This is a genomic window from Natrinema sp. SYSU A 869, assembly GCF_019879105.1.
Lineage (GTDB): Archaea > Halobacteriota > Halobacteria > Halobacteriales > Natrialbaceae > Natrinema.
Window position 1 is genome coordinate 3,291,625 of the sequence record NZ_CP082249.1, and the last position, 22,058, is coordinate 3,313,682.

The 22,058-nt window shown below is 63.9% G+C and carries 25 protein-coding genes and 2 pseudogenes; 17 read left to right on the forward strand and 10 right to left on the reverse strand.

The genetic code is table 11. The features are described 5' to 3' along the window. Nucleotides 1-105: 105 nt before the first annotated feature. Together K6I40_RS24525 and K6I40_RS24530 are read right to left on the reverse strand one after the other, a co-directional pair. Nucleotides 106-1,065: a zinc-dependent metalloprotease gene (locus tag K6I40_RS24525; protein ID WP_222917736.1), complete on the reverse strand. Its 960-nt coding sequence runs from the start codon at nucleotides 1,063-1,065 to the stop codon at nucleotides 106-108. Between the two features lie 73 nt (nucleotides 1,066-1,138). Then, nucleotides 1,139-1,447 carry a hypothetical protein gene (locus K6I40_RS24530; protein WP_222917738.1) on the reverse strand — a complete coding sequence of 103 codons (309 nt, stop codon included), beginning with the start codon at nucleotides 1,445-1,447 and terminating at the stop codon, nucleotides 1,139-1,141. Nucleotides 1,448-1,639: 192 nt separating this feature from the next. Between K6I40_RS24530 and K6I40_RS24535 the strand changes: the two genes are divergently transcribed. The 7 genes from K6I40_RS24535 (at nucleotide 1,640) to K6I40_RS24565 (ending at nucleotide 5,640) form a co-directional block, all read left to right on the forward strand. Then, the gene (locus K6I40_RS24535) at nucleotides 1,640-1,825 is read left to right on the forward strand and encodes a hypothetical protein (protein WP_222917740.1); all 186 of its coding nucleotides are present in this window, start codon (nucleotides 1,640-1,642) and stop codon (nucleotides 1,823-1,825) included. 109 nt (nucleotides 1,826-1,934) lie between these two features. After that, nucleotides 1,935-2,162 carry an LSM domain-containing protein gene (locus K6I40_RS24540; RefSeq protein WP_222917742.1) on the forward strand — a complete coding sequence of 76 codons (228 nt, stop codon included), beginning with the start codon at nucleotides 1,935-1,937 and terminating at the stop codon, nucleotides 2,160-2,162. Then, complete coding sequence (locus K6I40_RS24545) at nucleotides 2,159-2,335, forward strand: 50S ribosomal protein L37e (RefSeq protein ID WP_006179941.1); 177 nt, start codon at nucleotides 2,159-2,161, stop codon at nucleotides 2,333-2,335. The genes K6I40_RS24540 and K6I40_RS24545 overlap by 4 nt, the downstream gene beginning before the upstream one ends. A gap of 148 nt (nucleotides 2,336-2,483) precedes the next feature. Next, complete coding sequence (locus K6I40_RS24550; protein WP_222917744.1) at nucleotides 2,484-3,674, forward strand: threonine synthase; 1,191 nt, start codon at nucleotides 2,484-2,486, stop codon at nucleotides 3,672-3,674. 122 nt (nucleotides 3,675-3,796) lie between these two features. After that, nucleotides 3,797-3,985 carry a hypothetical protein gene (locus K6I40_RS24555; RefSeq protein ID WP_222920480.1) on the forward strand — a complete coding sequence of 63 codons (189 nt, stop codon included), beginning with the start codon at nucleotides 3,797-3,799 and terminating at the stop codon, nucleotides 3,983-3,985. 256 nt (nucleotides 3,986-4,241) lie between these two features. Continuing rightward, nucleotides 4,242-4,913 carry a phosphoglycerol geranylgeranyltransferase gene (locus K6I40_RS24560; protein ID WP_222920451.1) on the forward strand — a complete coding sequence of 224 codons (672 nt, stop codon included), beginning with the start codon at nucleotides 4,242-4,244 and terminating at the stop codon, nucleotides 4,911-4,913. 79 nt (nucleotides 4,914-4,992) lie between these two features. Further along, nucleotides 4,993-5,640: a helix-turn-helix domain-containing protein gene (locus K6I40_RS24565; RefSeq protein ID WP_222917748.1), complete on the forward strand. Its 648-nt coding sequence runs from the start codon at nucleotides 4,993-4,995 to the stop codon at nucleotides 5,638-5,640. Between the two features lie 22 nt (nucleotides 5,641-5,662). Here K6I40_RS24565 and K6I40_RS24570 read toward each other — a convergent pair whose 3' ends face one another. Next, a complete protein-coding gene (locus K6I40_RS24570; RefSeq protein WP_222917751.1) occupies nucleotides 5,663-6,463 on the reverse strand; it encodes a Sir2 family NAD-dependent protein deacetylase in 801 nt (266 codons plus the stop codon). Between the two features lie 297 nt (nucleotides 6,464-6,760). Here K6I40_RS24570 and aspS point away from each other — a divergent pair, with 297 nt between their 5' ends. Further along, the gene (aspS, locus tag K6I40_RS24575; RefSeq protein WP_222917753.1) at nucleotides 6,761-8,065 is read left to right on the forward strand and encodes an aspartate--tRNA(Asn) ligase; all 1,305 of its coding nucleotides are present in this window, start codon (nucleotides 6,761-6,763) and stop codon (nucleotides 8,063-8,065) included. Nucleotides 8,066-8,141: 76 nt separating this feature from the next. Here aspS and K6I40_RS24580 read toward each other — a convergent pair whose 3' ends face one another. Both K6I40_RS24580 and K6I40_RS24585 read right to left on the reverse strand, forming a co-directional pair. After that, on the reverse strand, nucleotides 8,142-8,420 hold the full coding sequence (locus K6I40_RS24580) for a hypothetical protein (RefSeq protein ID WP_222917756.1): 279 nt from the start codon (nucleotides 8,418-8,420) through the stop codon (nucleotides 8,142-8,144). Nucleotides 8,421-8,727: 307 nt separating this feature from the next. Then, complete coding sequence (locus tag K6I40_RS24585; protein WP_222917758.1) at nucleotides 8,728-9,597, reverse strand: alpha/beta hydrolase; 870 nt, start codon at nucleotides 9,595-9,597, stop codon at nucleotides 8,728-8,730. Between the two features lie 303 nt (nucleotides 9,598-9,900). Here K6I40_RS24585 and K6I40_RS24590 point away from each other — a divergent pair, with 303 nt between their 5' ends. The 6 genes from K6I40_RS24590 to K6I40_RS24615 all read left to right on the forward strand — a co-directional run bounded on the left by K6I40_RS24590 (nucleotide 9,901) and on the right by K6I40_RS24615 (nucleotide 16,804). Further along, on the forward strand, nucleotides 9,901-10,728 hold the full coding sequence (locus K6I40_RS24590) for a pantoate kinase (RefSeq protein WP_222917760.1): 828 nt from the start codon (nucleotides 9,901-9,903) through the stop codon (nucleotides 10,726-10,728). Nucleotides 10,729-11,044: 316 nt separating this feature from the next. After that, nucleotides 11,045-13,960 carry a DUF1508 domain-containing protein gene (locus tag K6I40_RS24595; RefSeq protein ID WP_222917770.1) on the forward strand — a complete coding sequence of 972 codons (2,916 nt, stop codon included), beginning with the start codon at nucleotides 11,045-11,047 and terminating at the stop codon, nucleotides 13,958-13,960. A 46-nt stretch (nucleotides 13,961-14,006) separates the two neighbouring features. After that, a complete protein-coding gene (locus K6I40_RS24600) occupies nucleotides 14,007-14,786 on the forward strand; it encodes a 4-phosphopantoate--beta-alanine ligase (RefSeq protein ID WP_222917772.1) in 780 nt (259 codons plus the stop codon). Nucleotides 14,787-15,082: 296 nt separating this feature from the next. Further along, a complete protein-coding gene (locus K6I40_RS24605; protein ID WP_222917774.1) occupies nucleotides 15,083-15,370 on the forward strand; it encodes a HalOD1 output domain-containing protein in 288 nt (95 codons plus the stop codon). A gap of 188 nt (nucleotides 15,371-15,558) precedes the next feature. Further along, nucleotides 15,559-15,756, forward strand: coding sequence for a hypothetical protein (locus tag K6I40_RS24610; RefSeq protein WP_222917776.1), 198 nt, complete (start codon nucleotides 15,559-15,561; stop codon nucleotides 15,754-15,756). A gap of 67 nt (nucleotides 15,757-15,823) precedes the next feature. Further along, entirely contained in the window at nucleotides 15,824-16,804 is a 981-nt protein-coding gene (locus K6I40_RS24615; RefSeq protein WP_222917778.1) for a tyrosine--tRNA ligase, read from the forward strand. Nucleotides 16,805-16,825: 21 nt separating this feature from the next. On the opposite strand, the gene K6I40_RS24620 is transcribed toward K6I40_RS24615, so the two are convergent. Continuing rightward, a complete protein-coding gene (locus tag K6I40_RS24620) occupies nucleotides 16,826-17,536 on the reverse strand; it encodes a bacterio-opsin activator domain-containing protein (protein ID WP_255681853.1) in 711 nt (236 codons plus the stop codon). A gap of 319 nt (nucleotides 17,537-17,855) precedes the next feature. On the opposite strand from K6I40_RS24620, the gene K6I40_RS24625 reads away from it, so the two are divergent. Beyond that, complete coding sequence (locus K6I40_RS24625) at nucleotides 17,856-18,794, forward strand: biotin--[acetyl-CoA-carboxylase] ligase (protein ID WP_222917780.1); 939 nt, start codon at nucleotides 17,856-17,858, stop codon at nucleotides 18,792-18,794. A 37-nt stretch (nucleotides 18,795-18,831) separates the two neighbouring features. Here the strand turns inward: K6I40_RS24625 and K6I40_RS24630 are convergent, their stop codons facing one another. The 3 genes and pseudogenes from K6I40_RS24630 to K6I40_RS24640 all read right to left on the reverse strand — a co-directional run bounded on the left by K6I40_RS24630 (nucleotide 18,832) and on the right by K6I40_RS24640 (nucleotide 20,774). Further along, nucleotides 18,832-19,212, reverse strand: coding sequence for a hypothetical protein (locus K6I40_RS24630; protein ID WP_222917782.1), 381 nt, complete (start codon nucleotides 19,210-19,212; stop codon nucleotides 18,832-18,834). Further along, a pseudogene (locus K6I40_RS24635) lies at nucleotides 19,199-19,924 on the reverse strand (ABC transporter permease); the annotation flags it as partial. The gene K6I40_RS24630 and the pseudogene K6I40_RS24635, both read right to left, overlap by 14 nt. 373 nt (nucleotides 19,925-20,297) lie before the next feature. Continuing rightward, nucleotides 20,298-20,774: a universal stress protein gene (locus K6I40_RS24640; RefSeq protein ID WP_222917784.1), complete on the reverse strand. Its 477-nt coding sequence runs from the start codon at nucleotides 20,772-20,774 to the stop codon at nucleotides 20,298-20,300. A 172-nt stretch (nucleotides 20,775-20,946) separates the two neighbouring features. Between K6I40_RS24640 and K6I40_RS24645 the strand changes: the two are divergent. Next, nucleotides 20,947-21,416 (forward strand): annotated as a pseudogene (locus tag K6I40_RS24645) (DUF5799 family protein). Between the two features lie 54 nt (nucleotides 21,417-21,470). On the opposite strand, the gene K6I40_RS24650 reads toward K6I40_RS24645, so the two are convergent. After that, nucleotides 21,471-21,614: a hypothetical protein gene (locus K6I40_RS24650; protein ID WP_222917786.1), complete on the reverse strand. Its 144-nt coding sequence runs from the start codon at nucleotides 21,612-21,614 to the stop codon at nucleotides 21,471-21,473. Nucleotides 21,615-21,739: 125 nt separating this feature from the next. Between K6I40_RS24650 and K6I40_RS24655 the strand changes: the two genes are divergently transcribed. Then, nucleotides 21,740-22,030: a hypothetical protein gene (locus K6I40_RS24655; RefSeq protein WP_222917788.1), complete on the forward strand. Its 291-nt coding sequence runs from the start codon at nucleotides 21,740-21,742 to the stop codon at nucleotides 22,028-22,030. Nucleotides 22,031-22,058 lie beyond the last annotated feature (28 nt).

A 22,058-nucleotide genomic window follows, 5' to 3' on the forward strand; every position in this document is an offset into this window, starting at 1 on the left:
CCCTACTTCGCTCGGGGTCAACTGACCCCTCGTTCCGTGAGGGTGGAGCCTCCGCCTCGAACCCGGTGAGCCCGACCCGAGACACGACTCTCGAGACGTAGTCACCTATCGGCGGTCGACGCGCTGGATCCACGTCCCCGGCGCGTCGAGTTCGTCGTGGCTTGGGAGGTTCTCGGGCCCTTCCCAGACCAGACTTGCCGTCTCGAGGTCGCGGACGGCGACGACATGCTCGAAGAAGTTTTTGCCGCGCTCGTACTGGCGCTCTTTGAGCCCGAGCCCGAGCAAGCGGCGGAAGAGCTTCTGGAGCGGCCCCCGTCCCTGCCGGCGCGCGTCGAGTTTGCGCCGCAGGTCCTCGTACTCGTCGTCGAAGGCGTGGTCCATCAGGAGTTCAGCGTATCCCTCGACGACGGTCATCGCGGCGTCGAGGTCGCGGAAGGCGTCTCGATCGAACGAGCCCTCCGAGAGAGTCTCGATACCGTCTTCCATGCGAGTCTCGAGGTGATCGGAGAGCCACGGCGCGGCCCCGAACTCGGCGGCGTGGGTTACCTCGTGGAAGGCGATCCAGCGGCGGAACCGGTCCGAATCCACGTTGAGCTTGTCGGCCGCGTTAAGGATATTCGGCCGGACGAAGTACAGCGCGTGATCGTTCGTGGGCGCGTCGGCCAGGAGGAGCGGATCGTACTGGCCGAGGACGTTCCGCCCGAGGAAGGAGAGCAGGACGGTCATTGTCCCCGTATTAATCGTCCGGGCGACGCCGGGGAACACACCTGTGTGTGTCTCGAGCGCACCCATCACGCGCTCGAAGGTGGCGACGTTAGCGTCGATCCAGTGGTGACGGTTCTGGATCTCGACGGTCTCGGGCACGTCGAAGTCGACGCCAGAGACCGTTCGAACGGCGGCTCGGGCGTCTCGGACGTCGCGGGCGTAGGCCTCACTCTCTCCGGACTCGAGGTCGAGCGGGCCGGGGTCCGTCGCAGCTTTGGCGGCGTCGGCGGCTGACCGCCAGTCGATCGCATCGTCACCGGACGCCCCGGCAACTGCCCGGGCGCTACGATAGAGATTCACGACTGTCCGTACGGCGAGGACGCGCAAAAGCGTTCGGCTCGGTCCGCAGATGTGATCGATCGCCCGCGGGCGATCAGTTGACGATAACGTCGGGTTCCTCCTCGGCCTCGAGCTCTGGCTCCTCGTCACTGCCGCGGAACTTCTTGGCGGCGGCGGCGATGCCGACGAGAACGACGAGCGCAACCAGTGCGCCGATCGCGCTCTTCCCTTTGCCGCCCGACTCGTCGTCTGCGGCCGCGCCCTCGTCGCGGTCGGGCTCCGTCTCGAGGTCTGCCTCCGACTCCGTGCTGCCGATCGGCAACGCCTCGCCGATCGATCCGAGTCCGAACTGTGCTTCGCCGTCGAAGTGCAACTCTACGAGGGTGAATTTTGTGTCTCCCATGAGCGGGGAGTCAACGAGTGCATACTTAGCCGTTTGGTTAGGTCTATGTTACTAAGGGGTGTCCGGACCGGAGACGGGCGCCGATAGTGGCTGCAGACTCGTCCAGGTGACTGCCGTCGCGGATGAAATCGATTCGCCAATAGGCCACTAGATATAATTACATTTTTATCATGTAAGGCGATGTATTTGGGTGTGAATCTCGAAGATCCAACCACCAGATGGGGAATCGGTCTTGCCAGTGGTGCCCTCATTGCTGCTATCGCCCTGTTGACTCTGGACGGGACGATGCGACTGCTTGTGTTGGGGATCGCCGTCTTCGATGCGATTTCCACGCCACAGTTCCTGAAATACGCCATGAAGGCCGATCAAACCGAATAGCTCGGTCGATCGGTCGGTCCTGGAGTGCGGTACTCAGGCACCGCTACCAGAGAGACCGATCGGAGTCGGGACCGGTACGATTAAGTGTCCGTCACCTGCGCTCTTTCGTATGAGTGGACGACCGCTGGACGTCCTCGAGGCGTCACTCGGCGAACGCGTTACAGTACGACTCAAGAGTGGCGACGAATACGTCGGCGATCTCGCCGGCTACGATCAACACATGAACCTAGTGCTCGAGGACGTGACGATTCCCGTCGAGGGCGAAGACGAAGAGGAGCCACCGGCCGAAGACACAACCATTATACGCGGCGATAACGTCGTTTCGATCACTCCATGACTGGTGCAGGAACCCCGAGCCAAGGAAAGAAGAATAAGACGACCCACACGAAGTGTCGTCGCTGCGGTGAGAAATCATACCATACCAAAAAGAAAGAGTGCTCGTCATGTGGCTTTGGCAAGTCCGCCAAACGCCGCGGCTACGAGTGGCAGTCGAAATCCGGCGACAACTGATCTCTTCGTTCTCCCGTTCGGTTCTGCCGGTTTCTCGAATCACGGCGTAGCGACCGCGAGTCCCGATTCTGGGGCCGGTGATTGATACTCCTGCTGGGATCGCGTTGCCGATGGACAGCCCTTAGTTCGACGCCGCGAAGGGTCGCGTATGGAACCGACAGACGCCTTCGCCGGCCTCGAGTGCGTCGACTGTGGGGCCACCGTTGACGCCACCGCGACCCACCAGTGTCCGGACTGTGGCGGGTTGCTCGATCCGAGCTATGACTACGACGCGATCGATCTCGACCGCGAGACGCTCGCCGCCCGTCCGTTTGACTCGCAGTGGCGCTACGCGGAACTGCTGCCCGTTGCCCGCGAGTCGGCGGTGACGACGAACGAGGGGGCAACGGCGCTGGTCGACTGCCCCGATCTGGCCAACGAACTCGGCGTCGAGCGCGTCTTGATCAAAGACGAGGGCCGGAATCCGACAGGCTCGGTCACGGACCGCGGCGCGTCGGTAGCTGTCACCGCGGCCGCCTCCCACGGCGCGAGCGACGTCGCGCTCCCGTCGCCGGGCAATGGTGGACAGGCCATCGCGGCCTACGCGGCCCGCGCGGGGCTCCAGTCGCACGCGTATCTCCCCTCTCGGTCCGGCTTTACTAACAAGGCCATGGTCAATGTTCACGGCGGAGATATGAACGTCGTCGGTGGCCGCTACGGCGACGCTGTCGGCGCGTTCGAGGAAGGACTTGCGGAACACGACGACTGGTACTCACTCCGGGCGTTCGACACGCCGTATCGCCACGAGGGCGCAAAGACGCTGTTCTACGAACTCGCCGAACAACTCGAGTGGACGGTTCCCGACACGATCTGTTACCCGACGGGTGCCGGCACCGGGCTCGTCGCGCTTGCCAAGGCCGCGCGGGAGTTCCGCGAACTCGGTCTGACTGACGAGTTGCCCACCCTCTACGCCGCCCAGGCGGCCGGCTGCGCGCCGATCGTCGAGGCGGTCGACAACGGCCGCGACGAACACGAGCCGGTCGAACACCCTGACACGATCTGTGGCGAACTCGAGATTCCCGACCCGACGGCGAGCCCGCAGGTCCTCGAGGCGATCCGCGAGACTGACGGCAGCGCGGTTGCGACTGAGGATCCGGATATCCTCGAGTCTGCTGCGCGGGTGGCCCAAGCGGAAGGGCTCGAACTGATCCCGAGCGCGGCAGCGGCCGCGAGCGGGGCGTGGGAACTCGCGGAGCGCGGTGCGTTCGACGGCTCGGAGACGGTTGTCATCGTCAATACTGGCGCGGGCAACAAGGAGGCCGACGTATTGCGGAGCCATCTGATGAGCCAGGGCGTGTAGAGCGAAAACACAGTAGCCGGTGATATATCCGAGTAGAGCCCGTCTAACCGCTAGCAGAGGGCCAGGTCGATCACGGGTACCGACCGCTTCCACCGACAGAGCCTTGACTCCGAGACGAGTAGATGAACCGAATTCAAATGTGTGAACATTCACCAGAGTGTTCGAACGGGGTCTCCTGCCAGCTCGTCCTCGAGAACGGGGAGACTGGCCTCGAGACCGCCGAATACTACTGTAAGGCACACCTCGTGCTCCGGATCTGGGAAGTCGAGAACGACAGTTCGATGCGAGCCGTCAGCGCCGAGCAACTGTAAGCGCGCCACCGGGCATCGAACGCTCCGGTTCGCTCCAGGAACGGCACCGCACTGTCGTGCGATGACCGGTCGGATCGCCCGTCGACGGGAATCGAGAAAGGACATCACTGGCTCCCTACCGGGGTAGAGACCGTCGATAGGCCGAGCCCGTAGACGGACTCGAGCACGGATCCGCGAAACGGGGTCGTTCCGTAGCGTTTTTGCTGGTTGTCGGGAAACGGAGCGGTATGACTACCCCTGGGACGATTGGAACCACATTCTCAAGATTGATCCAGACAAGGAGCTACCCGAGGGCGTGACCTACGGCGATCTCTGTGCGACAGGCACCGACGCGATCGAAGTCGGCGGCACCATGGGCATCACCGAGGAGAATATGAGCGCGGTCATCGAGGCCTGTGCCGAACACGACGTCGCCCTCTATCAGGAGCCCTCGAATCCTGATGTCGTCCTCGAGGACGATGCGCTGGACGGCTATCTCATCCCGACCGTCTTCAACGCCGGGTCGCCGTTCTGGATCACTGAGGCCCACAAGGAGTGGGTCCGGCTCGAGGGCGAACTCGACTGGGAGCGCACGACGACGGAAGCCTACATCGTGATGAACCCCGAGGCCGACGTCGCGGAGCTGACGGAGGCCAACTGCGATCTCGGTGCCGACGACGTCGCCGCCTACGCGACGGTCGCCGAGCATATGTTCGGACAGGAGATCGTCTACATCGAGTACTCCGGCACCCTTGGCGACGAGGCAGTCGTCGACGCCGCCGCCGAGGCGACTGATGAGTCGACGCTGTTCTACGGCGGCGGGATCCACGACTACGACTCCGCGTACGCGATGGCCCAGCATGCCGACGTCATCGTCGTCGGCGATCTCGCACACGATGAGGGTATTGAGGCGGTTCGGGAGACCGTCGACGCGGCCAACGACGCGTAGTCCGCGATCCATATCGATCCGGTCGGCACACATGATAGTTTCCTCAACTGTTTTGTCGCTTCGTGGTGCATGAGCGGGCATGAGTCTCCTCGCCGCGTTCGAGGCGTCGTCGCCGGCGTTGGTACTCGGGCCGACCCTTGAGGCCCTGCCGTCGATCGACGTTGAACTCGAGCGCCAGTACGCCCTCGATCCCGACCGGCCTATCGCGTTCTGCCGACTTCGGTATCACGACCGCGACGGACTCGACCGAACGCTCGCAGCCGACGACACCATCGATGAGTTCGAGCGAATCGGCGGGAGCGACGATGAGAACCTGTACCGACTGCAGCGAAGCGAGACGGACGTCATCGGCGCGTATCGTGAGTGGGTCGACGCCGGCGGCGAGTTACTCGAGTGTCGCGGCTCGGATGGCAGTTGGGAGGTCGAGATGCGGTTCCCCGATCGCGCCTCGTTCAGCCGCTATCACGAGTTCCTCGCGAGCGAAGGCGTCTCGCTCGAGTTACAACGACTCGCCGACGGCGACGGTCGACGCCGCGGGCCCCGACCCGCCCTGACCGACGCCCAGCGGGAGGCGCTCACGCTGGCCCACGAGCACGGGTTCTTCGAGGTACCCCGTGAGACGGGGCTGTCCGAGATCGCTGCCCAGCTCGAGATTTCGAACCAGGCCGTCAGCGAGCGACTACGACGCGGCCAGGCGCAGTTGATCGACGACCAGCTCATCGAGTGACCCCGCGACGCAGAATCGGTCATCACTCGGCGGCCAAGTCCCGTAGCCGGGGAAGCACCGTTGTCACGTCATCGCGGAGCACCACGTCGGCAATATCGTCACACGGCGTCGACTCGAGGTTCACGATGCCGACCGTCGCGCCGGTCGATGCGGCGAGTCGCGGGAGCGAGGCGGCCGGTTCGACGACCAGCGAGGAGCCGATCGCGAGGAAAACGTCGCTTTCGCGAGCGAGCGACCGGGCCCGCTGGATGACGGCTCCCGGGAGTTGCTCACCGAAGAGGACGACATCGGGTTTGAGGACGCCGCCACACTCGCAGGTCGGCGGTAGTTCGCCGTCGGCAGCGCGCTCGAAGATCGGGTCGCCGTCCCGGCGGTTTCCACAGTCGGTACAGCGAACCCGCTGGGAGTTGCCGTGAAGCTCGAGGACGGTCGTCCCGCTGTCGCCCGCAGCGTCAGTTTCGCCGTCGCTCGTCCCCTCACCGACCGCTGCCGCGGCATCGCCGTGTAATCCGTCCGTATTCTGGGTGAGTATTGCCTCGAGATCACTCTCTTGCCCCATCGCGGCCAGTGCCTCGTGAGCCGCGTTCGGCTCGTACTCCTCATCGAACATCACTCGCTGGAGGTCGACGCGGTCCGTCCAGAACCCCTCGGGATCGCGCTGGAATCGGCCGTACGTGAACTGTCCCTCGTCGAACTTCTCCCAGACGCCGTCGTCGCCGCGGAAGGTCGGGACACCGGATGGGGCGGAGATGCCCGCACCGGTGAAGGCGACGCCGGTGTCTGCGCGTCGGATGGCGTCAGCGAGTCGCTCGAGGTCGTCCATACCGAGTAGTCGTTCTGCACGCTGAAAACTCGTCGTGGTGCGAATACCGGGAAATCGGCCGTCTCGATCGAGAAACCAGCGTGCGGACGTGTGACGGGCCGAGCCCGCTTCGAGAGCGAATCGGACTCGGTGCAGCGACCGTCTCGAGAGTGGGAGCAATCGTTCAGCCGAGTTGAAGGTCGATGTCGCGGATCGATTTCGCGAACTCGAGCGGTCCCACGAGAATCGATACCACTCCTCGAATAGCAGCGACTCCGAACGACTGTGCTTAAGTTCCGCCTGCGTGAATCGGGTGGTATGCAGGACAGAACCTACACTGCCGACGCCGAGCCGGGCGACGACGTGACGGTCGCCGGCTGGGTCCACGAGATCCGCGATCTCGGGGGCATCGCATTCCTGATTCTCCGGGATACCTCGGGCAAGATCCAGATCAAGTTCGAGAAAGACGAGATGGACGACGACTTAGTCGAGACGGGACTGGACGCCTCCCGCGAGAGCGTCGTCAAAGTCTCCGGCGCGGTCGAGGAGGAGCCGCGCGCGCCAACGGGCGTCGAGATCACGCCCGACTCCGTCGAGGTCATCGCGCCCGCCGATCCCGAACTGCCGCTCGATCCCTCGGAGAAGGTCGACGCCGACCTCTCGACGCGACTCGACAACCGGACCCTCGACCTCCGGAAGGACGAGGTCCAGACGATCTTCGAGGTTCGCTCGGACGTGCTTCGGGCGGTCCGCGACCAGTTCCGCGACTTTGACTGTACGGAGATCAACACGCCGAAGATCGTCGCCACCGGGACGGAGGGCGGCACCGAACTCTTCCCGATCACTTACTTCGGCGAGGAGGCCTTCATGAACCAGTCACCGCAGCTGTTCAAGCAGCTGATCGCGGGCTCGAACGTCGAGCGCGTCTTCGAGATCGGTCCGATCTTCCGCGCCGAGGAGCACAACACGCCCCGGCACCTGAACGAGGCCACCTCGATCGACTTCGAGGGCGCGTTCTGCGATCACACCGACGCCATGGACGTCGCCGAAGGCATCGTCAAAGCGTCCTACGAGGCAGTCCAGGAGAACTTCGGCGACGAACTCGAGGCGCTCGACATCGCCGAGGACTTTGAGGTTCCGGAGGGTGACTTCCCTCGCATCAGCTACGAGGAGGCCCTCGAGCGCATCAACGCGACGGGCGAACTCGACGAGCAACTCGTCTGGGGCGACGACCTCTCGACGCCGGCCGAGGAAGCCCTCGGCCAGGACGTCGGCGGTCACTACTTCATCACGGACTGGCCCAGCGAGATCAAGCCGTTCTACATCAAGGATCACGACGACGATCCGCAGCTCTCGACCGGGTTCGACCTGATGCACCCTCGCATGGAACTGGTCTCGGGCGGCCAGCGCGAACACCGCCACGAGAAGCTCATCGAGGGCTTCGAACAGCAGGGCCTCGATCCCGACCAGTTCGAGTACTACACCAAGATGTTCAAGTACGGCATGCCGCCCCACGCCGGCTTCGGCCTCGGTGGCGAGCGCCTGATCATGACGATTCTCGGACTGGACAACATTCGAGAAGCTGTTCTCTTCCCGCGTGATCGCCAGCGTCTGTCGCCCTAGGCGACAGACCTGGGAGCCAGCGAGACGACTGCAGGGAGTTTCGCCGGACCGGCAGCGGCTGAGAGCAAGCAGTTCGTTAGAACCAGCCCCAGTCGTCGTCGCTATCCTCGTCACAGGAGTCGCTTTTGATGGCGTCTGCGAGGTCGCTGACGATTACCTCGGAGACCAACGTGTCGCGGTATCCGTCGATGGGATCGCTGACGTCGATATTGGTGTAGTTGTCTGCCGGATCACAGTCGACACCCTCGGCACCGACCGCGGTGTCGCCCGTCCCGCCGAAGGCGGCACTGACGGTCCCGTCGTTCTTGGAGTCGTAGTTTCGCACCTCGCAGGCGTTGTTGAGGCCGTTGTTCACGGGTTGCAACCGGTCTCCGAGCCGTCGGCGGCGGTACCGAGAAGGGCGATGGTCTCGATTTCGCACCCCCTCGGAGCGTCGCAAGCGCCCACAGGACACAGCGACTCCCAGGGAATGGCCGACCAGCCACACGTTGCCGACACCGTTGGCAAGACGCTCCTTGATCAATCCAGCTGTCAACCAACCGTAACGCGACGCAGCGAATTGGAGCGCAAAAATTGGGTAAGAACCGGGCCTCAGTGAATGCGGGTGGATTTTAACCACCGCCGATACGGGTCGTGAGACGACGGTGTTCGCTCGCAGGCGTTCAGCTCCACCAGCTATCGTCGTCGTCATCGCCGCCGCTATCGTCGCCACAGGAACCGCTGTTGATTGCGTCGGCGAGGTCCGATCCAACTGCGGAGTCGCCCAGATACGTCAGGTGACTGCCGACGCTGCCGGTCACGTCGACGTCAGTGTAGTTCGACGCGGGGCTGCAGCCTGCACCTTCGGTCCCCAGCGCGGTGTCGCCCCAGCCGCCGTAGGCCGAGCCGACCGTCGAGTCGTTCTCGGAGTGGTAGTTGCGGACCTCGCAGGCGTTGTCGAGGCCGGAATTCCACGGATCGCCACAGATCTCCGAGCCGTCCGCCGCAGTGCCGAGTCCCGCGACGGTCTCGATCTCGTAGCCACTACTGAGTTTGGTGGCCGTCCAGTAGACACAGCGGCCGCCGAGCGAGTGCCCGACGAGGCGGACGTTGCCGCCGCCGGCGTCGTAGAAGTCCTCGATGAGGCCGGCGACGACCTCACCGACGTCCTCGGTATCGGACTCCGCACCGCTGAAGTTGAGATTCGTCGCGGGCCACTCGATCGCGACGGTCTCGTCGGGCGAGTAGCCGCCGGACTCGAGGGAATCCTGGACGTCCGAGGCCTGACTCGAGACGGTCGTGTCGCCGAACCAGCCGTGGATGAAGATCAGCAGTTCGTCCGTGACTGGGAGACTGTCGTCAGCGCTCCAGCCGAACAGTCCGTCGTCGACTTCGATCACGTCGGGACCGCCGAACTGTGCGGACGCCGAACCGGCTGCAGCGGCCAGCCCTGTGCCGCCGACAATCGTCGTGCCGGCGGTCTTCAGGAGGGTTCGTCGGTCAGTCGTCGATTCGTCCGTCGACCGCTCGTCTGCATCGTTAGGAGCCACCATAGTGCGACCTATACTTATGCGTATTGGTGATTGTGTTTTCTTCTTCTATACAGAGTCTGTTTAAGACGCCTCCAATCGAATGTTCTCTGCGGGACTGCAGTATCGATGCGCCCAGTAGTCGAATAGGGCTTCGAGCGGTGTGGTCGGATGGATTGTCGTCAGCCGGGGGAGATTCACACTCGAGAACGGAGAGCCGTCGGCACGTCCGACGATGGGGGTCGACGGCGGAGCCGGACCGCAGTCGGACAGACACATCGCGGGAACCTGCAAGGTTATACCGTTCGGGCCGAAAGCGGGGGCGTAATGCGCGAGGAGGCGACGGCGTTCGTCCCCGGACATGTTACGGGATTTTTCAGTGCACACCCGGACGACGACCCGACGAAAGCCGGCTCACGGGGAGCGGGACTGACGCTTACAGACGGTGTCAAGGTAACAGTCGAACCGGCGGCAGAGTCAACTATCGTACTCGACGGGACGGAAGTCGAGATCGATCCGGTGACGACCGTCCTCGAGACGCTCGATGCGAGCGCCCGCGTCGAGGCCGACTCCGATCTTCCGATCGGAGCCGGGTTCGGCGTTTCGGGAGCGATGGCGCTCGGGACGGCGCTCACGGCGAACCGCGTCTTCGAGCACAAACTCTCCGCGAACGAACTCGTGACGATCGCCCACGGTGCTGAAGTCCAGGCCGGGACGGGACTCGGTGACGTCGTCGCACAGGCACACGGTGGCGTTCCGATCCGCCTCGAGCCCGGCGGTCCACAGGATAACAAACTCGACGCGATTCCGTCGCGGGCGCGCGTCGAGTACGTCTCGTTCGGCGAGCTCTCGACAGCCGACGTGCTCTCGGGCGACACCGAGGAGCTGACAGCCGCTGGGAAGGAGGCACTCGCTCGCGTCGTTGAGGAGCCGACGCTGCTGTCCTTCATGTACGCCTCGCGGCTGTTCGCACGCGACGCTGGCCTGCTCACGGAGCAGGTCACCGAGACGATCGCCGAGGTCTCGGAGAACGGCGGGCAGGCGTCGATGGCCATGCTTGGCGAGACCGTCTTCGCGCTCGGAACGGGGCTCTCCGACGCTGGATACGAGCCGTCGGTCTGTGCGACGCATCCGGCCGGTGCAGTGTTGAAGTAGGTACGGACGCTGCCAGATAGCAGCCAGTGGCTGACTCTTACCGGCAAACCACAGGGAAGCGATACGATATGGCGGTATTCGATACTGTTTTTATAGGTTCACTGCCGTGACTGCCCGGTACCGGTGTCGCCTCGTCAGCAAAGTTCGCATAATCGCCTGACAGACGGTTCTTTCCCTCTCGAGACAATATCTCTCCCCTGGCCGACCCTCTATTCTAACTCGATAGCGTAGAAATTACGACATCTATGTGTGCTTGATTTCGAATACTTATCTAGAGTTTTATTACAGTCCGTTCGTGTTATCTGATCACATTTCCATGACTTCACGCACTGACGTTCACCAGCACTTATTTCAGCTGTACGAACATTACGTCGGCGAACCAGATTCCAGCAAGGATGTCTACGGCTACTGGCTGTTTATCTTCGGCTATATTGTCGGGGCTGCCGGTGTCGCGACGTTCGTCATCGGATACGCAGGCGAGGGGAATCCGTACACACTGATCAGAATTTCCGGGGTTACCGCAGCGACCGGACTGACCTTCTGTCTGTTCGGTATCGTCCTCATGTTACCGGTACGACGGCGAGGGATTCAGGCGAGCGTCGTCGGACTGCTCGTCGCGCTCGCCGGCGTCGGCTTTTTTGGGTGGGCGTATCCGAACAACTGGCGCAACCTCGGTGTCGACTACAGCGTTCAGGTCATTTCAGTCTATACGCTCGGAATCGGGATCATCGCAGGCGTGACCGCCCTCGTTCCCGTGCTCACGGGACAGAAAGGCATGTTCGTCGAGGAGGAAGGCGCGACCGAAGAGCCGCCGATCCTCACTGGCGACGCGATGGAGAGCGCCCAGTTCGCCGTCTTCCGTGACGAGAACGGCGACTGGACGTGGCACGTCCTCCACCTCGAGGCGCTGGCCCAAAGTACGGAAACCGCCGTGACGCGACCGGACGCGACCGAGGGTATCGAGCGCGTCAAGTCCCAGATCAGCTCTGCGGGGCTGATGGAACTGACAACGTCGGCGTTCCGGCTCTACGAGGATCGAGACGGCACCTGGCAGTGGACGCTGGCCCGCGACGACGGCTCCATTGTTGGCACCTGTGCCGGCGAGTTCGACCGGCGCGACGGTGCCGAGGAGTCGGTGAGTTTTCTGAAAGACCGCGGCCCGGATGCCGACGTCATCGAGATCGAGGGAGCCGCGTTCACCTACGCCGAGAAACGCGATCAGTGGCACTGGCAGTTAGTCGACGAGAATCACACGCCGATGGCTTCGGGTGACACCGGCCATCCGTCCCAAGAACGCGCCGAGGAGGCCGCTCGAACGTTCACCGACCGATTCGACCGGGCGCGACTGCTCGACATCGAACACGTCGGCGTCGAACTCTGCGAGCGGGTCGATGGCTGGACTTGGCGGTTCGTCGACGCTGACGACGACGTCATCGCCACTAGTGTCGTCGAGTTCGACTCCCGGCGCGACGCCGAGAAGGCCGCCGACGCCTTGCTCCCGGCACTCGAGTCGGCGTCGATCACCATGGCCGGCGAACCGACCTACGAACTCTACGAGTCGGGCGAGGAATGGCGCTACCGGCTCGTCGACGAAAATGAGCACGTCGTCGCGCGGAGCCCTGAGGGGGCTGCCGGACAGGACGGGGTCGAGGAGTGGACCGACCGGTTCCGTGACGACGCACTCAATTCGGACGTCGTCGAGATCGACGATGCGGAATACGAGGTCTATCCCGCGCCGGAGACTGCGAGTGCTGTGGAATCCGACGGCGCACCGGCCGACGAGGACGACACTCTCCCGACGCCGCTCGAGGAACCCGAGCCGGCCGCGGACGGCGGGACCACGACGGACGACGCGACGGCGGACGACACCGGTCCGTGGCACTGGCGGCTCGTCACCGACGACCGCGAGGTCGTCGCCGCGAGCACGGAACCCCACGCCGACGCCGCGGCAGCGACGACGGCGATCGAGCGGGTTCGCCAGCAGGCCAGCGAGGCCGACCTCATCGAGTTCGAGAACGCCGCCTTTCAGGTCTACGAGGCCGACTCCGGCGAATGGCGCTGGCGGCTCATCGACGAGGACGGCAACGTCCTCGCTGACAGCGGCGAGGAACACACCTCCCGTCGGGAGGCCGCCGAGGCGATGATGACGCTCAAAGAGCAGGCACCCGACGCCGAGTTGCTCGAGATCGAAACCGCCGCGTTCGAGCTGTTCGTCGACGAGGACGACGAGTGGGGCTGGCGGCTGATCGACGAGGCCGGCAAACTCGTCGCCGAGGACCCGGCGACCCATCCGACCCGCGGTGCGGCGCGCCAGGCGATGAACCGCCTGCTCGAGTATCTCGACGCTGACGTGCGGACGATGGACCGTGCCGTCTTCCAGCCGTACGCGACCGAGGACTGGCACTGGCGGTTCGTCATGCCCTCCGGCGAGACGGTCGCCGTCGATGACGAGGGCTACCCGACCCGTGACGAACTGATCGACAGTCTCGAGGGCGTGCGCGACGCTGCTGCTTCGGCCCGTCGCTCCGCGATCGGCGACGTATCCGTGCAACTGTATGGCAACGGCGAGTGGCACTTCCGGCTGCTCGATCGTGATCGAGAGGAGATCGCCGACTCGAACGTCTCCTACGACGACCGCAAGGCAGCGATGGCCGGCGTTGAGGAGATTCAGTTACATGCGACCGACGCACCGATCTTTGCGATCGACGAGGCTGCCATCCGCGTCGACGGGTCGGACGGCTGGTCCTGGGAACTCGTCGACCGCGATCGCGAGGTGATCGCCAACGGGGTCGGTGCTGCCACGAGCAAGGCCGACCTGCTCGACGTGATCGACGACGTCCGCCGGCTCGCACCGATGGCCGGACGCGTCGACTTCGACGTCGCCTCCTTCGAACTCGTCGCCGATGAGGACGATCACTGGCGCTGGCGGCTCATCGACGAAGGCGGTCAGACCGTTGCGACCGGCTCCGAAACGTACGACACGACCGAGGCCGCGCGCGCAGCACTCGCGGACGTCCGTGATCTCATCGAATCGGCGAGCATCCTCGAGATTGACAGCGTCTCGTTCGAGCTACACACCGCAGAGGACGGCTGGGTCTGGCAGCTGATCGACGAGTACGGCACGACGATGGCGGAGAGCACGCAGACCTACGCGAACCGCACGGATGCCCGCGAGGCGATGAACGACGTGAAGGCGCAGGCACCCGACGGCTGGATCACCTTCACAGAATAGCGCCCTAATCAGTCGACTTTTTATTGATCGGCCCGAGTCCCCGCTCGTGAGCGACTATGACAGCGTCTCCGCCGACGTTGAGCACGAGGAGGAGATTCCAGAGGACCACCCGAGATACCAGGACCTGCTCACTCGCCACCGAATCGAGCGGGGCGTCGAGAAGGGGATCACGCACCTCCAGGGGATGCACGCCGAGGGACGGGGCAGCGCGTTCGACTACCTGCTGGGCGAGGAGACGATTCCGAGCGCCGACGACGCGGAACGGGCCGCCGCGGCACACCTCCTGCTCGCCGATCACCCCGTGCTCTCGATCAACGGCAACGTCGCGGCGCTGGTCCCCGGCGAAATGGCCGATCTCGCCGACACTGTCGACGCCGCCCTCGAGGTCAACCTCTTCAATCGAACGCCCGAGCGGATTCAGGCTATCGCCGACCACCTCCGAGAACACGGTGCGAACGAGGTCAAGGGACTCGAGGCCGACGCGCACATTCCGAACCTCGACCATGAGCGTTCGAAGGTCGACGCCGACGGCATCTACGAGGCCGACGTGGTGCTCGTGCCCCTCGAGGACGGCGACCGCGCCGAGGCGCTCGACGAGATGGGCAAGACCGAGATCGTGATCGACCTCAACCCGCTGTCGCGCTCGCCGCAGGTGGCCGACGTGCCGATCGTCGACAACATTATCCGCGCCGTGCCGACCATCACCGAGCACGCGCGGGATCTGGCGGATGCCAACGAAGACGAGCTGCGGGCGATTATCGAGACCTTCGACCGGGAGCGGGCGCTCGAGGCGGCCGAAGAGCGGATCCGCTCGGGCGACCTCTAATCGGTCGCACTGGATTACGTTCGGCGCTTCCACGTACTCGACGGCGAGACGGAATTGCGAGCGCTATCGCGTTCGATGATCTGGGGCCTGTCGGCCGGGTCGACGAACAGGAGTTTCGATTTGATCGCCGCCACCGTCTCCTCGATGTGGTATCACGATATGTAACTGCTCGTTGGCAACCGACGGTACGGAATTCGTGAGAGAGCGTCTGCCATGTACAGCCAGCGCGATCAATATGGGCCACGCAATGGCCGGTGCAACTGTTAGGCACCTGCACACCGACAGCTCCGATAGCGATGAGTGAACCGAGCGATTCGGCGGACGAAACCGTCGTGCTGCGGCGGCAGCTGAACACTGAGGAGGGTGATACGACGATTCAACTCGTCGAAATCATCGCCGAGCTTGACGACAGGGAGCCGACGGAGCTCTCACCGCTCTATCGCTCCGTCGATAGCCTCATCTCCGACCTCTTCGGTTCCCCGCCGCCAACCCATGTCGATGCGAACCTCGTATTCTCCTATCATGGATACCGGGTCCACGTCCAGCAGGACGGGATGACGACGTTCCGCGAACTGTCGGGATAGCGTCACCGAACGATCACACCGTTTCTCGAGACACCCGACGGAGAGGGAGTGGGATTGGGTTTCAGCGCACTCGTTCCACCTCGTTCGAGGCTCGGGTCGTTGCTCGGGTAGTACGAGCGGGGATACGAATTCGCTTCGAGGCATTGCGAGACCAATGCTTATATGTCATTAGTCCGAACTGACGGCCGATGCCATCGCTCGAACCACCATGTCTACGATCGGAACACGCCTCCCGCGGCGCGGCCGAGGGAGCGAAACTCGGCGGGAAGGTCGGCGGCGTGGCGGGCCCGGCTGGCGGTGCCGTCGGGGCTGGCGTCGGCGCGGCGACGGGCTACCTCGCCGGCACGGCGCGCGATCGGGTCGAGTCGGTCCTGAAGCCGTTCTAAATCGGGCGTTCGACTCGGACGAGCGCCTTTCAGGAAGTATAAATTCCTCCTCCGGTTCCTGCCACACATGGACGCCTACGAGTTACTCACGCGAAATGCCGAGGAGGTCGTCACCGACGAGGAAGTCCGCGACCTCGTAGAGGACCCCGAGGGCAAGCGGGCCTACGTCGGCTACGAGCCCTCCGGCGTGCTCCACTTGGGCCATCTCCTGACCGCGAACAAGCTCATCGACCTGCAGGACGCAGGCATGGAGGTCGTCGTCCTGCTGGCGGACGTCCACGCCTACCTCAACGAGAAGGGCTCCTTCGAGGAGATCCGGGAGACCGCCGAACAGATGAAGGCCCAGTTCCTCGCCTACGGCCTTGACGAGGAGCAGGCGGAGTTCGTCTACGGCTCGGAGTTCCAGCTCGAGGACGACTACACTCTCGATCTCCACCACCTCGAGCGCGAGACGACGATGAACCGCGCCCAGCGCGCGATGGCCGAGATTCAGGGCGACGAGACGGCGAAGGTGAGCCACTTAGTCTACCCGCTGATGCAGACGCTGGACATCGAGTACCTCGACCTCGATCTGGCGGTCGGCGGCCTCGATCAGCGGAAGGTCCACATGCTCGCCCGCGAGAAGCTGCCCGAACTCGACTACGAGGTCCGGCCAGCGATCCACACCCCCATCGTCGCCAATCTCACCGACGGGAAGGGGAAGATGTCCTCGAGCCAGGGCATCACCATCTCGATGGAGGACTCGACCGAAGAGCTCGAGGAGAAGGTCAACTCCGCCTTTTGTCCGCCAACGCGGGATCCCGAGGACGACCTCGAAAACCCCGTCCTCGAACTCTTCGAGTACCACGTCTTCCCGCGCTTCGACGAAATCGTCGTCGAACGCCCCGAGAAGTACGGCGGCGACCTGACTTACACGGACTACGAGGAACTGGCCGAGGACCTCGAGTCGGGCGAGCTCCACCCCGCCGACGCGAAGGGAACGCTCGCGGCCTCCCTCGACGAACTGATCGCGCCGGGCCGTGAGAAGCTGCGCGAGATTCGGGGCTAATCGAGCCCGAACCTTTCGAGTTCACTCAACGAAGACGCACTCGTCGTTGGTGTCGAGGAGGATACTGAATATTTTTCCTTCGACGGCCCGGAGATGCTGTGAGAAGGTCGCTGGCGTGATATCCAGTTCGTCGGCGAGTTCTGCGGCCTCGTGTTTCCGCGGCCAGTCGTAGTAGCCGTTCATATAGGCCGTCAGAAACACTTCTCGCTGCCTGTCGGTGAGCGCATCGATAACGGTCTGTTTGAAATCATGATGCGTAAAGAGCGATGTCGTTTGCTCCCGATCGCGATAGTCATCGACGGTCACCGTCGGGTGGTCCCGTTCGAAGCGATCGACGAGTTCGACGGCCTCGTCCCGTGAGGACACTTCCGCGACGACGCGGCCGGCACCGTCATCCGCCTCGACGACTCGCGGAATCGCCCCGAAATCGACGACGGTAATCGCCACACAGCGGTCGCGGATGTGGAACTGCAATCGACCGCCATTGTCGTGTCGTGCGACGAGTTCCGCGTCAACGCCGTCGGTCCGTTGGATCGTGTCTAGGATCCGCTCTGGTGGCGCACCGTCGAGGGTAAAGTACTCGACGAACCCGTCGTCCGAATGCGGAAAGATCACCTCGAGCTCGAGTCGACAGTTCGCAGCCTGCGATGCGTCGACGAACGGGTACGCCGAATTGCAAACGTGAAACTCGACTTCCACAGTGTTTTTCGCCCGACGGTCTCCGCTTTCCATGTGTTATTGTCTCGTTCGTAGCACTGGTCCGTTTCCCCTTCCATGGCAAGCGCTACGTTTGTTTTCTTCGGGTTTCGTTGTGGGCCTTGATACGGTATTCCTGTTCAGTTCGAAACGACGTTTCGGCCGCGACGCCCGGGTCACCGAGATCCAAGAGAGACGAGCGAGATCCAGACGGACATCATCGAAATGCAGCAGTCCGAGATCATCGAGATGTCTACATGGTACCTCGAGTGGGCATCGCACGAGCCACCAGTGTGATGATTGCAACGGGCGGTGATCCAGCCGATTGAAGTGCGAGCGGCCCCCGTGCGGAGTCATGAACGAAACGCGACGAGCGATCCTCGCGGCGCTCGCGGACGGGCCGGTGTCGGGACCGGAGCTGGCTGAGTCCCTCGAGGTCTCGCGGGCGGCCGTCTGGAAGCACATCGAAGGCCTGCGCGAGGCCGACTTCGAGATCGAGAGCGGGGCGACCGGCTACGAACTCGCCGCCGTCGATGCATACAACGCCCCGGCGGTCGAGTTCGAACTCGAGGCTCCGTTCTCGGTCGAGTACCACGACTCCGTGGGGAGCACGAACGATCGAGCGCGCGAACTGGCGGGCGAGGGCGCAACAGACGTTATCGTTCTCGCAGACGAACAGACGGGCGGTCGGGGTCGCCTCGAGCGCGAGTGGTCCGCGCCCGCGGGCGGCGTCTGGGTGAGCATCGTGACGCGGCCGGCGATCACGCCCGCGCAGGCACCGCTGTACACGCTCGCGGCGTCGGTCGCGACGGCGAATGTCGTCCGTGAGGCGGGCGTCGACGCTCGAATCAAGTGGCCCAACGACGTGGTCGTCCCGGTTGGCGAGGATGGCGACTACCGGAAGCTCGCGGGGATTCTCACGGAGATGGAGGGCCAGACGGATCGGGTGGACTGGCTCGTTGCTGGTATCGGCGTCAACGCGAACCTCGACGCCAACGGACTCCCAGAAGGTGCTACCAGCATCCGCGATGAGGCCGGCGACGTCGACCGTCGGCGCTTCGTCCAGCGCCTGCTCGAGGAGTTCGATCACTATCGGAATGATCTCGAGGCGGTCGTGCCGGCATGGCGTGATCTGGCGCTGACGATCGGCCAGCGCGTACGGGTCGATCGTCCCGCGGGCGAGATCGTCGGCGAGGCGATCGACGTCACGGAATCAGGTGCGCTCGTGGTCGAGACCGATGACGGGCGAGTAACGGTGTCGGCCGGCGACTGTGAGCACCTCCGCCCCGTCTGAGCGGTACTGTCTTTCGACGGTGTGGAGCGCTCCGCCCTCAGACGCCGAGAAGGATCGAGCTGCTGGCCGCGGCGATGACCCAGCCCGCGCCCGTCCACGACACGACGAAAAACGCTTCGCGAGCACTGGCTTCCGTCCACCCGGAGCTCACGTCGAGGTGGTCTTGCATCCCCTCGATGGTTCGCCCGAGACCGACCGCCGTCGACCACGCGGTGACACCGAACCCGAGGACGAGCGCGCCGAGCGCGAACGCCGTATCGGTCGCGGCTCGCGGCGTCCAGACCACCAGCAGCCCCAGCGAGATGACCGCCCCGAGCACGGCACCGACGGCCACCCAGCGAGTGGCGGCGACTACGAGTCGGCGGGTACGCTCGACGTGGGCCCTCGAGACGGGGACGCTGGAATCAGTCGACGGCATCTCGCATGCGGGGGTCGAGGGCGTCTCGCATCCCGTCACCGAGGAGGTTGAACCCGAGCACCGTGAGTGCGAGGAACAGGCCGGGGAAGAACGACCACCACCACGCGTCCGAGAACAGGCCCTTGTCGACGCCCTCGGCGAGCATCATCCCCCACGACGGGTCGCCGGGGCTCGCGCCGAACCCGAGGAACGACAGCGCAGCGATGTCGATGATGGCCAGCCCATAGTTCAGCGTCGACTGAACGGTGATGGGTGCCAGGCAGTTCGGAAGGACATGGCGGATCAACAGCCGTGGATCGGTCGCACCGAGCGCACGGGTCGCCTCGATGTACTCGTCCTCGAGGACTTTCAGCGCTGCCCCGCGGACGACGCGGGCGAACCGCGGCGTGTACACGAGCGTGAGCGCGATGACCGCCCGCCACAGCCCCAGCGACTCGGGGAAGATGGTGACGAGTGCGAGCGCCAGCAGTAGCGACGGGAACGACAGGAGCACGTCCATCGTCCGCATGATGACATTGTCCGTGAGGTCGCCGTAGTACGCCGCGACGATGCCGGCGGTGATGCCGAGGACCGTGGACGCGAGGACGGTCGCGGTCCCGAACTTCAGCGCGTACCACGCGCCGTACAGCACGCGCGGAAAGATGTCGCGAGCCTGTCCGTCGGTCCCGAACCAGAACTCGATGCTCGGTCCCGTCTTCGTCGGGTTCGTTCCGAAGGTCGTGGCGACGATGGTGCGAGACGTCCGTACTTGTTCCCGCGTACTACGACCCTGGTTCCGGCCAGTCAAAACTCGAGAGTATCCAGTCGGACGGCGAACTCCGATTGTTCTGTAGGCGGTTAAACAATGACTACGTCGAGTTCGTCCACGACGACGTGACACCGTTCCTCCCCGAAGCGCTGTGAGGCGACGAGTCCGCATCGACACTCCGGTCGACTCCCGTATCGTGCTGGTCGAAACCGATGCAGGCCACTCTGGCACGTCGGTTCAGGAAGACGGTTTTTGCTACGAATTACACGGAAAACGCAACGGGTCAACCGTTACTCGTCTCTGAATACCGGCCAGTGAACGATCCGAAGCGATTCGGTTATTCAGCGGTGAGTCGCGGCTCTTCGGAGCGGTCGTCGACGTCGTCGGGATCGACCTGAATCGTCAGCACCGGTACCGATGCCCGTCGGACGACGCGTTCCGTGACGCTGCCGAGCAACAGTCGATCGATCCCGCCGCGGCCGTGGGTCCCCATCACGACCAGATCACACTCGGCGGGGTCGGCCTCCTCGACGATGACCTGACTCGGTGCACCCTCGAGTACCGCCGTTTCGACGGAGACGTCCGCCGGTGCGAGCTCCTCAACCCGACTGACCGCCGCCCGGCCCTCGTTGCGAAGCGCGTCGCTGACACCCTCGAGTGCCGTCTCCATGGGTAACCCGCCGTAGCCGACCGCGTTGACGACGTAGAGAGAGCGGATCGTCGCGTCGTGCGTGCGAGCGAGGTCGAAAGCGTACTCGAGTGCGTGTTCGACCTCACGTGAGCCGTCGGTCGGGACGAGGATACAGTCGTACATTGGTACACGATATCATACAACACAGGACTATATAACGTTATCCTGACACGAGAGAGCGTCAACCGAGATGATAGCTTTCGTAGACACCGATTCGGAGTCCTCACCGTCGAGTGCGCCGTGGAACGCGGCAAGAGGGGAAACGCTGATACAGCCGCCGGTCCAACCGGGGGCCATGAGTGACAATCCGTGGACGGACCGGATCGTCGGCGAGCGAATGGCCGTCGATCAGGAGTTCTCGACGCAGATCGAGGCGTCACAGTTTTCCAACCAGCAGTGGAGCCTAATCATGACCGCCACGGAGTTCGAGATCGAACACCCCGACGACCCGGATCGGGCGCAGCTCGTCGCCAATACGGACAAAATCGACGGGATCATCCCCGAACTCGACAACGTCCAGTCCGGGATGGGCGCGATGGCCGGTGGGGGTGGCGGAGCCGACAGGGGTTCAAGTTCCTCGAGCGGCGGCGTCTTCGACTCGATCATGGGGCACTCGGTATCGGGGGCAACAGCGGTTCCTCGGAGGACAAACAACGGGAGGCGGCCGAACAACTCACGCAGGAGTACGCCGAGGAACTCCAGTCACACCTCGAGTCGAAGGGGAAGTGGGAAACGATTCGGCGGCAGGCTACCGACAGCCAGTGATACCCGTCGCCTGTCGCACTGCCGAATATCGAGCACGACGCATCGGCCTCGCCGTCAGTCGCCAGCGTGAAAGAGCGTGTACTCGCTGGTTTCGTAGATATTGATGAGCTCGTTGATGAGCTCGTCGTCGGACTCGTCGTCGACGCGCAGTGCATCCAGTCGGTCGATCGTCTCCTCCTCAAGTTCGACGGATGGCATATTCGGAGTTCCGACGCCGAGACGCAAAAAGACCAGGGCGAGTCGCGGCCCGACGCGTTTCGGCCTCGATCGCGTCCCGGGTGCAAGCCACAGCATCTTTACGGACGGTTCCCGACCGTAGGCATATGAGCGACGAAGTCCAGACAACGACGTTCTCGATCAGTTCCGAAGACGGCGCGACCGACGAAATCACGATCCCGTCCGGTCTCGTCGACCTCGTTGCCGAGGGCGACCAGAGTGACGCTGAAACCATCGGTGACGTCATGCTGCTTTCCTTCGCCAGCCGCGCCCACCACATCGTCCACCACGACGAGGACGCCGGCGCGGAACTCGAGGCCCAGGAGGCCCGCGTGATGGATCTCTTCGAGGAGCGGTTCGGCGTCACGTTCGGCGAGGCGACCGGTCACCAGCACTGACGACCGCGACGCACTGATCAGCGCAGTC

Coding starts and splice junctions, on each gene's coding strand:
- K6I40_RS24530 (WP_222917738.1), bottom strand. CDS start 1,447: ATGGGAGACACAAAATTCACCCTCGTAGAGTTGCACTTCGACGGCGAA.
- K6I40_RS24540 (WP_222917742.1), top strand. CDS start 1,935: ATGAGTGGACGACCGCTGGACGTCCTCGAGGCGTCACTCGGCGAACGC.
- K6I40_RS24545 (WP_006179941.1), top strand. CDS start 2,159: ATGACTGGTGCAGGAACCCCGAGCCAAGGAAAGAAGAATAAGACGACC.
- K6I40_RS24550 (WP_222917744.1), top strand. CDS start 2,484: ATGGAACCGACAGACGCCTTCGCCGGCCTCGAGTGCGTCGACTGTGGG.
- K6I40_RS24555 (WP_222920480.1), top strand. CDS start 3,797: ATGAACCGAATTCAAATGTGTGAACATTCACCAGAGTGTTCGAACGGG.
- K6I40_RS24565 (WP_222917748.1), top strand. CDS start 4,993: ATGAGTCTCCTCGCCGCGTTCGAGGCGTCGTCGCCGGCGTTGGTACTC.
- K6I40_RS24570 (WP_222917751.1), bottom strand. CDS start 6,463: ATGGACGACCTCGAGCGACTCGCTGACGCCATCCGACGCGCAGACACC.
- aspS (WP_222917753.1), top strand. CDS start 6,761: ATGCAGGACAGAACCTACACTGCCGACGCCGAGCCGGGCGACGACGTG.
- K6I40_RS24585 (WP_222917758.1), bottom strand. CDS start 9,597: ATGGTGGCTCCTAACGATGCAGACGAGCGGTCGACGGACGAATCGACG.
- K6I40_RS24590 (WP_222917760.1), top strand. CDS start 9,901: ATGCGCGAGGAGGCGACGGCGTTCGTCCCCGGACATGTTACGGGATTT.
- K6I40_RS24595 (WP_222917770.1), top strand. CDS start 11,045: ATGACTTCACGCACTGACGTTCACCAGCACTTATTTCAGCTGTACGAA.
- K6I40_RS24605 (WP_222917774.1), top strand. CDS start 15,083: ATGAGTGAACCGAGCGATTCGGCGGACGAAACCGTCGTGCTGCGGCGG.
- K6I40_RS24610 (WP_222917776.1), top strand. CDS start 15,559: ATGCCATCGCTCGAACCACCATGTCTACGATCGGAACACGCCTCCCGC.
- K6I40_RS24615 (WP_222917778.1), top strand. CDS start 15,824: ATGGACGCCTACGAGTTACTCACGCGAAATGCCGAGGAGGTCGTCACC.
- K6I40_RS24620 (WP_255681853.1), bottom strand. CDS start 17,536: ATGGAAAGCGGAGACCGTCGGGCGAAAAACACTGTGGAAGTCGAGTTT.
- K6I40_RS24625 (WP_222917780.1), top strand. CDS start 17,856: ATGAACGAAACGCGACGAGCGATCCTCGCGGCGCTCGCGGACGGGCCG.
- K6I40_RS24630 (WP_222917782.1), bottom strand. CDS start 19,212: ATGCCGTCGACTGATTCCAGCGTCCCCGTCTCGAGGGCCCACGTCGAG.
- K6I40_RS24640 (WP_222917784.1), bottom strand. CDS start 20,774: ATGTACGACTGTATCCTCGTCCCGACCGACGGCTCACGTGAGGTCGAA.
- K6I40_RS24650 (WP_222917786.1), bottom strand. CDS start 21,614: ATGCCATCCGTCGAACTTGAGGAGGAGACGATCGACCGACTGGATGCA.
- K6I40_RS24655 (WP_222917788.1), top strand. CDS start 21,740: ATGAGCGACGAAGTCCAGACAACGACGTTCTCGATCAGTTCCGAAGAC.